4 protein-coding genes are annotated in these 10,473 nt (G+C 53.9%); all 4 read right to left on the bottom strand.

Features of this window, described 5'->3' with window-relative positions:
* Positions 1-145: 145 nt before the first annotated feature.
* Positions 146-5,968: an Ig-like domain-containing protein gene (locus tag ACLUYS_RS02830; RefSeq protein ID WP_412658980.1), complete on the bottom strand. Its 5,823-nt coding sequence runs from the start codon at positions 5,966-5,968 to the stop codon at positions 146-148.
* A 505-nt stretch (positions 5,969-6,473) separates the two neighbouring features.
* A complete protein-coding gene (locus ACLUYS_RS02835) occupies positions 6,474-7,832 on the bottom strand; it encodes an MATE family efflux transporter (RefSeq protein ID WP_412658982.1) in 1,359 nt (452 codons plus the stop codon).
* Between the two features lie 244 nt (positions 7,833-8,076).
* A complete protein-coding gene (locus tag ACLUYS_RS02840) occupies positions 8,077-9,246 on the bottom strand; it encodes an aminotransferase class I/II-fold pyridoxal phosphate-dependent enzyme (RefSeq protein ID WP_230266882.1) in 1,170 nt (389 codons plus the stop codon).
* Between the two features lie 275 nt (positions 9,247-9,521).
* Positions 9,522-10,473 (bottom strand): amidohydrolase family protein (locus tag ACLUYS_RS02845; protein ID WP_412658983.1); only part of this gene is annotated, 952 nt, incomplete at its 5' end.

The following is a 10,473-nucleotide window of genomic DNA, read 5'->3' on the forward strand; positions in this document are numbered from 1 at the left end:
GCACAGAAAGCGCCCGGAACAGAGAAAAGCCAGACTGCAGAAGATCACAGTCTGGCTTGAAAAAGCGAAGAAGGAAGAAGCAGGGTCGAAAACCTGTTTCTTGAACCTGTTTCTTGAACCTGCTTCTAAAACGTACTTCTGAACCTTACTTTGGAAGGTTTGCCGAAGACGGCGTTTTGCGCAGAGCGAGCAGTGCACGGTTGAGCGTGATGCAGGAGGCATCCAGTTTGGCCTGATCGTCTGCTGCATCTTTCGTTTCGAGTGCTTTGGCTTTCAGTGCAGCAATCGTATCCTGCCCGGCTTTGCCGAAGTCTGCCGTCCTGAGCGCATTGGCTTTGGCAAGAATCTGATCGATCAGCGTGTAGTCCAGAACGGCTTTCTTTTCGAGTGCGTTCAGAGCATCGTTCAGCGTTTTGGCCGCCGCATCGAGATCGGCCTGGCTGTTCTTGTCGCTCAGTGCTTTTTTCGCGGCGTTTACTTTCTGATCCAGAGCCGCCCAGTCGGTCGTATCCACATAGCTGTCGCGGTCGAGTTTTTCTGCTCGATCGATTGCGGCGCTCAGTGCTGTGGTATTCAGACTGGCTTTTGTAACCAGCGCATCCATCGCGTCGTTCAGCGCTTTGGCTGCAGCGTCGATTTCGTCCTGGCTGTTCTTATTTTCCAGAGCGGTTCTGGCGCTGGCGAGCGTTTCATCAAACGCATCCCAGTCGGTTGCGCCGATGTAATCGCTGCGGATCAGCTTGTCCGCCGAAACAATCGCTGTGCTCAGCGCATCCACATTCAGGCTGGATTTAGCTACAAGGCCTTCGATCGCCTGCTCGAGACGGGCTTTTGCAGCATTGATATCGGTCTGTGTGCTCAGGGCATCACGGCCGGCGACAACTTCGTCGAGAACGGCCTTGAAGGCTGCCCACGAAGCTGGCGTGTAGTCCGCTTCATTTTTTGCCTGGGCAATCTGAATCTGGGCATCGAGAGCTGTAAAGGAAAGTTTAGCGGAAGCCTTGAGATCTTCCAGCGTCCAGTTGGTCGCGCTGCGGATGCTCATCTTGCCGTCCTTGCCAATTTCGACAGGCAGCCATACGTAGCCGGATGTGCCCAGAGAGCTTCTGGTCCAGCGGTCGCCCATGTAAATGAACTTGCCGTTTTCCAGATCTACCGGGATGAAGCAGGTGGATTGCGTATGGAATGTTGTCTTGGACGTGTCATTGACACAAGGATCGCCGACGACGGTCCATGGGCCGAGCGGATGATCCGCCATGGCGTACTGCGCCTGGTTTGGATCCCAGCCGGTGCATCCGGACGTCATCAGATAGTACTTGCCATCGTATTTGAACATGGCCGGAGCTTCGCGGGAAGAATTGATGAAGTTGCGGGTGTAATCGGTAGCGGCGACTTCTTCTGCCGACAGTCCGGTTCCGTCCACGCCGCCTGTGCGATCCTTCGCCAGTCCGGTGTAGGCGTCATTGAGGCGGGCGATATACATCGTCGCGTTCATATCCGAGGAGTAAATCACATACGCCGTTCCGTCCTCGTCCTGGAACAGGTTCATATCACGGACTGCACCGCCGGTACCGTCAGATCCATGATCGGATACATGTTCCGCCGCGTAGAGACGGACGGTGGAAACGAGCTTGAACGGACCTGTAGCACTGTCGGAAACCGCAATGCCGGCGCGGGCACGGCCGTAGCTTCCGCCGCTGGACGGGGTACGTCCATCCGAGTGGAACCACATGACATACTTGCCGGTATCTTCGTTATAAATGACTTTCGGACGTTCCATGACACTGCGGTCGTTGGCGAGATTCCAGTAGGTTTCTTCCGCCTTGTTTTCGTACTGCGGATCGTCTGGTTCTTGATCTCCGCAGTCGCCATAGAGGGCGCTGAAATACGGATCGGTTTCGAAGATGGAGTAATCGGCTTTGTAGCCTTCATTCTGATCTTTTCCGTAGTCTTCGCTGCTCACCGGAACGGTACGGAGGACAACGCCTTCGTCGGTCCAGTTGTACAGGTCATCGGACGTGTACAGATGAACACCGGCCATCGGGGTATAGCCGCTTGCACGGTCTTCGCCGTACCACGCCCATTTTTCCTGGCCGTCGATCTTCAGTTTCTGGACCTGACCGCCGTGAGCCTGAATGTAATTGCCGTTGTTGTCGACCCAGGCGCGGTTCGAATCGCCGCCAAAGGACGTGTAGGTGAAGGTTTCCTTCAAGCTGTCGTAGGCTTTTTCCATCGCGCGGTACATATCGCGCAGTTCTTCCTGCGTCGCGCCTTCTTTGGTGATGAGCGCCTGCGCTTCAGCTTTTTGGGCGTTGTAGGCGTCGAGGCTGTCCTTGCCGAAGGTGCGATCGGTCATGTCTTCTGCCTGTTTTGCGAGCAGAGCGGAAAGAGTTTCGCTGGTCCATTCCGGAGTTGCCTTGACGATGACATAGCTGATCAGCGGGTCGGCGTACTGGCTCGTGCGGTTCGGGTTATGAACGAATACATTGAGTTCGCCGTCATTTACGGTAACGTCCCAGGTCTGTTCAACGAGCTGACCCTTGGTCAGGGTAAGACCCGGTTTTACCGTCTGATCTTCGAGAACGACATCGACTGGACGGGTATCCCACGGGTTTTTGAAGCCGAGAGTTACGGTGTAATCGTCATTGACGCGCTCTGGAAGTTCAAAGCTGAATTTGAAGCCGGACTCTCCGCTGACGTAGTCGATCGAATCGCTGGTGTACAGATAGCTGTCTTCAAGCGAGGTGGAATTGCCGCCGGCGGCCGAAATGGAATGTACGCCGTCTTCCTCGAGACCCCATTTGAGACCGGTCAGCGTATCGGTTTTCAGTTTCTGGGAAACCGAAGACTGATACAGACCGCGCTTGATATTGGATGGAGTTACGGACGGATCCGTAGTTCCGGCGTTGAAGACGTAAAGAATGCCGTCGTTGGCCTGAATTTCCTGTTCGGTCCAGGTTTTCGCCGGGTTGGTGATGTCCTGAATCTTGTCGGTAAGCGATTTGGTCAGATCGTCTACACCCTTCTGCGTCGTTTCCGGATTGCGCAGCGCATCGAGAGCGGACTGATGCAGATCGCCAAGCACCTTGATGTCCGCTGCCGAAGCCTTGCTCAGATCGAGTCCCTTGATCGCATTGACCGCATCCTGCAGAGCGTCGGTATCGAGCACTTTCGAAATTTCGATGAAAGCGAGCGTCGGATCGGGCTGGCCGGACTGCTTTCTAATGACAAGAATCGAATCACTGTCGCCGGAAACTGTGGCCCGACCGGTGAAGGTATTCCAGTTGTTGCCGCCGTTCCAGGTGTTGGACGAACCGAGTTTTGTTTCGGTATCGCCCTGCTTCATATAAATATCCATCTTTCGGCTGGACGTTGAATCTTTCCACCATTCCTTAAAGCCAAGGCGGATCGAATACGTGCCGGCTTTGAGCGGGAACGCGTACTGAATGGCCTGATTGTTATAGGCGTACCAGCCGGAATCGTAGCTGTCATTCACGCTTGAGCTGCTGTGTTTGCCAAGATCCTCGACGTAGCCCCATGTCTTTCCGTTTTCCGGATCATATTTCTGATCATAAGTCTCGTTGAGGATATGGCTGGTTTCTACGGCTTTGGAATAGCGCGGGGAGCCGGCGTTGTTGCAGTCGACTACCCAGGAAAGCAGCGGAGAAACCGTTTCGATTTTGCAGGAAGCTTTGATCGCTGTGCCGTTTACGGTGCCTTCCAGCGTTCCGTTCGAGCTGAGAGACTTGCCTTCGGTATCCCATACGACGGTTTCTTCCGTCGTTGTATCGTCAGACCAGTTTGCCGAAACGGTCTGCGGCAGACGGGCATCAAAGCCGGACGGTGTATATACGGTCACGGAATCGAGACCGATAATCGTCGCGCCGACGGGTGTTACCCGCACGCCGCATTTGGCCATGAGGCCGCCGTCTTCTGTGACGGCACGGATAGTCGTTCCGCCTTTGGCTACAGCTGTGATTTTTCCGTTTTCATCGACGGTCGCAGCGGCCGGGTTCGACGAAGTGAAGGTGACCTTTTTATTGGTCGCATTTTCCGGTGTGATCGTCACCTGCAAAGAATACGTATCGCCCGGATGGAGATCGAGTTCATCCTTGTCGAGAGCAATGCCGGTCACTTCCGGTGTCTCCGGTGTAGAGGCGGACACGAGTTTTACACCCTGGTCATTGGACGATTCGTTCGATCCAATGTGCAGGCGCGTACCGTTTTTCGTTGCGATCGCAAACGTGATTTCTGTGACATCCGGATTTTTCTCGAGATACTTCTGAATCAGTGTGCCGACCGGGATACGAACTTCCGTATCCGTATCATCCACCGAGAACGTTTCTGATTCGGCTTTGCCAAGATCCTGGTCTACCGCCGGCTGGTTGTACCATGTCACGGCGTTTTCTACGGAGGTGCTTCCGCCGCCGTTATCGGTTCCATCGCCGGCGACCCAGTTCGAGTCCGCCACAGCCGCCTGCAGCACTTCTTCTGTGGCGCTTCCTGCATGTCTGGACTGATAAATGATCGAAAGATCCGCATCGATCCTGGAAAGATCGGAAGGCAGAGTGTTTTGATCTAACGCATAGCGAACGAAAGCAATTTTGCAGTCGTAATCGGAATTGGGTCGTTCGCTTTCGCCAAGCAGGCCCTGCGAAGCGTTGCCCTGAACCTGAAGGAAGGCTTCGGAACCATAGTTCTTTCCGGCTTCCTCACCCCAGGACTGAATATGGGTATCCGACTGAGCCGCAAGACCTTTGCGGTTTGTCGAAGCCGGGGTATATTCATCGGTTTTCGCAACTTCAGCGAGCGCTTTTCCGTTGTAGGGAATAACGATAACCTTGCTTCCATGTTCATCGTTGCCGCGGTCATCGTCCTTTTCAGAGTCAATAACGGCCAGCGTCATGGCTTTGAGCGTCCCGTCTTCAATGTAGACGCCCGGACGTTCCAGTTTGGTCCAGGAGTTTTTCGTTCCATCGGTGTACTGCAGATGCTGAGCCATCGTTTCGGCGCTGTAGGCTGTACCCGTATGCAGAGTCCAGTCCTGAACGCCGTCGTAGCTCGTCAGATAGTAGGCATACTTTTCCTGCCAGTTGTTTACAACAATGTGATACATGCCGTCGGAATACCAGAGAACCGGGTCTTCCAGCGCGCTCGTGTTCATTCCCGGAATGTCCCACCACAGTTTCTGACGCTGCGTCGTCCAAGGACCGCGTACCGAAGCAGCAGTGGCAATATCACCGTCACGGCCGGTCGCCAGATACGTGCCGTCCGGACGCTGGGTAATGGTAACGTTGCTCAGACGGAACTTGCCGTCGGTCTCCATGATTCCGACGTGTTCCCATGGTCCGTCGAGCGATTTGGAAATATGAATGGATCCGTTCATCTGATCGCCGTGCAGACCGGTATCGCTGACGGAAATCGCGTAGCGATAGCCTTCCTTATAGGCTGGATCCGTTTTGGAAATTTCAAAAGCGAAGACGTTATGACCGGCGCCTTCGTAGTAATCCGGCCAGAGCATGCCCTGATCGGTATACGGGCCTTCCAGATTGTCGCTGGTCGCATAGACCGCTACTGATCCGCCCCAGCCGCTGTGGCCGTTGGCCTGATCCCAGCGGGAGGCGAACATGTAGTATTTATCCTTGCCCGTTTCGGCATCCGTTCCCTTAAGGATGGTGCCGTCCCAGTAGCAGTAGTTCGCCAGGGTGCGGTCTTCCAGACCGTTGTCCTGGTCGCGTTTTCCGACCAGAGGAACGCCCCAGACATCGTCTTTGAGTTCGCTCAGAATGGTCATCGGCATGAAGCCGTCGACAAATGAGGCCATTTTTGTCGTTTCCTGCGAACCGTCGTCGGATGCGTCATTTTGCGCGGGAGCGGGGGAACTCTGCGCAAGAATCGACATCGGCGTACCAGCCATCAGCAGTGCAGCAAGCAGACAGCTCGTTCCTTTTCGAAAAGATTTGTGCATAAATTTCCTTTCCTTATGGTGATGCGGTCGTGTCCTGACCCTCCCGTGCTGCCAAAACCTGGTTTCGATTCCGGCAGGCCAGACGGCAGGACAGACTTTCTCAGTTTTACTAAAACCGCTGTACCTTTACGCTATTCCGAAAGCGCTTTCGGATCAAGTCACATTTTTCGTCGAATTCGAAAACGCGTGTGTTTTTCTGTAAATTGGGCAAAAAGCAAAAATGCACAGGGAAAAAACGATCACAACCTTTATGTATCGCACAAAAAGGACAAATTTATCCCTTCTCTTTACGCGCGGCGATCCCGACATCTCTTTTGGCATCGACTAAAACCCAGTAAATCAGCAGGTAAAATATGGTAAACAATCCCAGAGGCGCATGGAAAAAGGCGGCTCGTTTCTGTTCGAAAACAGAGGCGAGCCGCCTGAATTTCTGGAAAGCGAAATAAAGCAGAATAGGAAATCTATGGAGAACAGGAATTCCGGCCAAACGATCTGAGCTATGTCCTTATTCCAAAGCCTTGCCGTGCGGACGATCCCAGTAGCCGTAGCGCGGATTCATCTTCCACAAATACCAGAAGGCGACAATGGCGGACAGGCCTTCCGCAACCGGCGATGCCACCCATACACCCTCAAGCTTGAAGAGAAACGGAAGTCCGAGAATGCAGGCCGTCTGAAAGAAGAACGTACGCGTCAGCGAAAGAATCGCAGAAACGACTCCGTTATTGAGAGACGTGAAGAAGCCCGACATCAAAATGTTGAAACCCGTAAACAGGAAGCTGAACGCGTAAATGCGAATCGCGTGAATCGTCAGATTCATCAGCGTCGGCGAATAGGAAACGAAAACCATGCTCAGCTGGCGGGCGAACACTTCTGCGCCTGCAAAAACGAGCAGACTGCCGACGATCGTGATTTTCATGGAAATGCCCAGCAGGTTTTTGAGTTCCTTATGATTTTGCGCCCCGTACTGATAACCGATGCAGGGACCAACGGACATCGTGCAGCCGAAGAAGACGGCAGTACAAAGAAACGTGATGTACTGAATGACGCCATACGCGTTGACGCCGTCCGATCCGATCAGCCGCATCAGCTGCCCGTTATACAGCATGAGTACAAAGGAAGCCGAAAGGTTGGTGACCATTTCGCTGATGCCGTTAAAGCACGACTGCCCAAGCGCCTTCAAGCGCCAGGAAAAGCGGACGAAATGAATCGGCGCTTCCTTATGCCGGAAAAACCAGATCAGCGGAATGATGGAACTGGTAATCCAGTTGATCGCCGTAGCCGCCGCGGCGCCGAAAATGCCCATGTGTCCCCAGCCGATCAGGGCAAAATCCAGAACCATGTTGGAAATGCCGCCAAACAGCGTAATCGCCAGTCCCAGTTTCTGCTTGCCCGCCGTTACGAGGAAAGACTGAAACGACGTATGGAGAAAGAAGAACGCCTGAACGGCAATAAGCGGAGCCCCATACAAAATACAGTCGGCCATCAGCTCATCGGTCGCACCCAGAAGGCGGCTGATCGGTTCCAGAAAGACCAGGGTAACGGCCGCAACCACAATGCCGACCAGCACTTCAAATACGATCAGCATCGAAAAGTATTCACACGCCAGCTGCTGCTTGCCCTCGCCAAGCGTCTTGGAGATGAGCGCGTTGCCGCCGCTGCCGATCATGAAGCCAAACGCACCAAGCATCCCGACCGCCGGCCAGATCAGGTTGAGGGAGGAAAAGGCCTGATCGCCGACCAGGTTGGAAACCGCCAGACCATCCACAATGGTATACAGCGAAGTAAACACCATCATCACCATGCTCGGTAAAGCAAACCGTAAAATCTTCGGCAAGGTAAAGTGATCCGCAATTGTCATTTTCATCCTCTGTCCCCTCCTTCTTTCCGGCTCGATGCATCGAAGCAGAATGCCCGATCGAGCCTTATCTTTCGGATTTTTTAATCTTTTTTGCGCGTGGCTATATTTATAGCATGCATAAAAATTCTCTTCAACTCCCGCATTCCGACCGACTGTCTCTGTCCTGCAGGTTGCGCACCGCAAAAAAGCACCTGGATTTCCAGGTGCTTAAAGACGTTCTTTCTGTTTATTCATTCCCTCTCCGCGTGTCTTAACGGAAAAGGCCCGACTCGGCAATCCGCCATGCAGCTTCCTTTACTTCCTCATCCGAACGAACGAGGGCGAAACGCACGAAGCGCTCCCCTTCCTTGCCAAAGCTGGTTCCCGCATTGACCAGAACGCCCGTCTGTTCCAGAAGAACGTTCAGGAATTCGGAAGAATCCACATAGCGATCCGGAATGGGTGCCCAGACAAACATCGTCGATTTCACGGGATCGATGGCCCAGCCCGCTTTGCCAAATTCGTCGATGAGCAGTTCAGCCCGGCGCTTGTATTCCGCGCAGACTTGCCGCGAGAAATCCCCGGACTGTTTCAGAGCCGCAATGGCGCCCTGATGAATCGGCGCAAAGCTCTGAAAATCGATGGTGTTAAGCAGCTTGGCGTACGGTTCGATCAGATCCTTATTGCCGACCATGACCGCCATGCGCGCGCCGCCCATCGAATAGGCTTTGGAAAAGGAATTCAGTTCAATGCCGATTTCCATGGCTCCGGGATACGCCAGAAAGCTTTTGCCCGGTTCGCCGTCAAAAATCAGTTCGCTGTAGGCGTTGTCGTGGACCACGATGATGTCGTTGCGGGTGGCAAAATCGACCAGCTTCTCATAAAAGGCGTCGTTGGCGACGGCACCGGTCGGATTGTTTGGATAGGAAACGACCATCATGCGCGCCCGCTTTGCGACATCCTGCGGGATCGCGTCAAAATCGATCAGATAATCGTTTTCCCGTTTCATCGGCATGTAGTACACGTCCGCACCGGCAAGAGAAGGCGCGGTACGGTAAATCGGGTAGCAGGGATCCGGAAGCAAAACCAGATCGCCCGGATCGCATAACGCCATCGGGATATGACTAAGCGCTTCCTGGCTGCCTTTCAGCGGGAAAATTTCTTCCGCTTCCAGCGAAACGCCATAGCGGCTGGCATACCATTCCTGCACGGCTTCAAGCAGATCGGCACGGGGCGAGAGCGAATACTGATAATTGTCATCGTCCAGGCACGCGTTCGCGATGGCCTGCTTTACCGCGTCGCAGGGCGGAATATTGGAAGATCCGATCGAAAAATCTATGACGGAATTTCCCGTTCTTGCCGTATAGGCTTCCTTAGCCGCAAACAGATCCGAAAACGACGGAGCGCTGATCTCTTTTACGCGGCGTGCTCCATATTTCATAGACATATCCTCCACTTTGAAAACTCATTATAGAGAGTTTGCCTCCCGCCGGCGTCGGCCCGGCGGGAATTTCTCCAAATTTCGCCCCATCCCGCTCAAAAACTCCCTGAAAAAAGCGTTTTCGATCTGTGTTCCGTTCGGCCTTTCGACTCTGTCTTTTGACGTCGTCTGAACTCTGTATGTGTAAAACGAGAACCGAAAGCTGCTGGCAGAGAACAGGATGCAAAGCATCGGAAACCGAGAACGGGCGCGCAGGGCGAATGTACAAAGACCGGCTAAAACTTTGTGTTCAGCTTTCCGTTGACCATCGTGCCCAGTACCTCTGGACGGCTTGTCTCGGTCCATTCCTGATCCAGGAACGTCAGATCGGCCAGAAAACCCGGTTCGATTTTTCCCAGCTCGTTTTCCTGATGGGACATATAGGCGCTTTCTTCGGTTACGGCCGATCGAATTTCGTCCATCGTCAGCGCATCGGGCAGATGCAGGGCCCAATAGGCATTTTCAAACACATCGCAGTCTTCAATCGGGCAGTCGGTCCCCATGGACAGGTGCGTACCGCGCTTGAGCGTTCCAAACGCGTAGCTGGTCGCAGCCTTTTCTTTTCCGACCCGCGATTCAACGACCGCCTGATCCGCTTTCCAGAATACCGGCTGCGCGTAAACGCAGATGTGCTGGTCGATCAGCCGCTGTACCAGATCGGCATCAGTAATCTGCACGTGCAAAATGCCCCAGCGAAGCGTATTTTCGGCATCCTGATAGCGCGCAAAGACATCGAGAATCTGGCGAATGGCCTGATCGCCGATCGCATGAAAGACAACCGGCCGGTCCAGTTCCTTGCACGAACGGACGAAGGCGTCCATCGCGGCTTCATCCATCGTACGGATGCCGCGATTGCCCGGATCGTCCGCATAGTCTTCCTGCATCCAGGCCGTTCGTCCGCCCAGCGCTCCATCCGCGAAGCCCTTGAACGGACCGTACGTATGCGTCGGAGTGCGATACGCTTCAAACGCGCCCATGAATTCGCGCATTTCTTTTGGATCGTTGATGTTGACCTGATGATGAATCCGGATTTTTTCAGACGCTTTTTTATAGAGCGGCAGGCGGCGTCTCCAGTTTCCGCTTTTCAAATCCGCCGGCTGCACCGCGGTCAGCCCCTTTTCCAGGCAGTGATCGACGGCTGCGTTGAGCTGTTCTTCTTCGTTTTCTTCGAGCAGCTTCATAAAAGGG

Source organism: Allobaculum sp., assembly GCF_047010065.1.
GTDB classification, from domain to species: domain Bacteria; phylum Bacillota_I; class Bacilli_A; order Erysipelotrichales; family Erysipelotrichaceae; genus Allobaculum; species Allobaculum fili.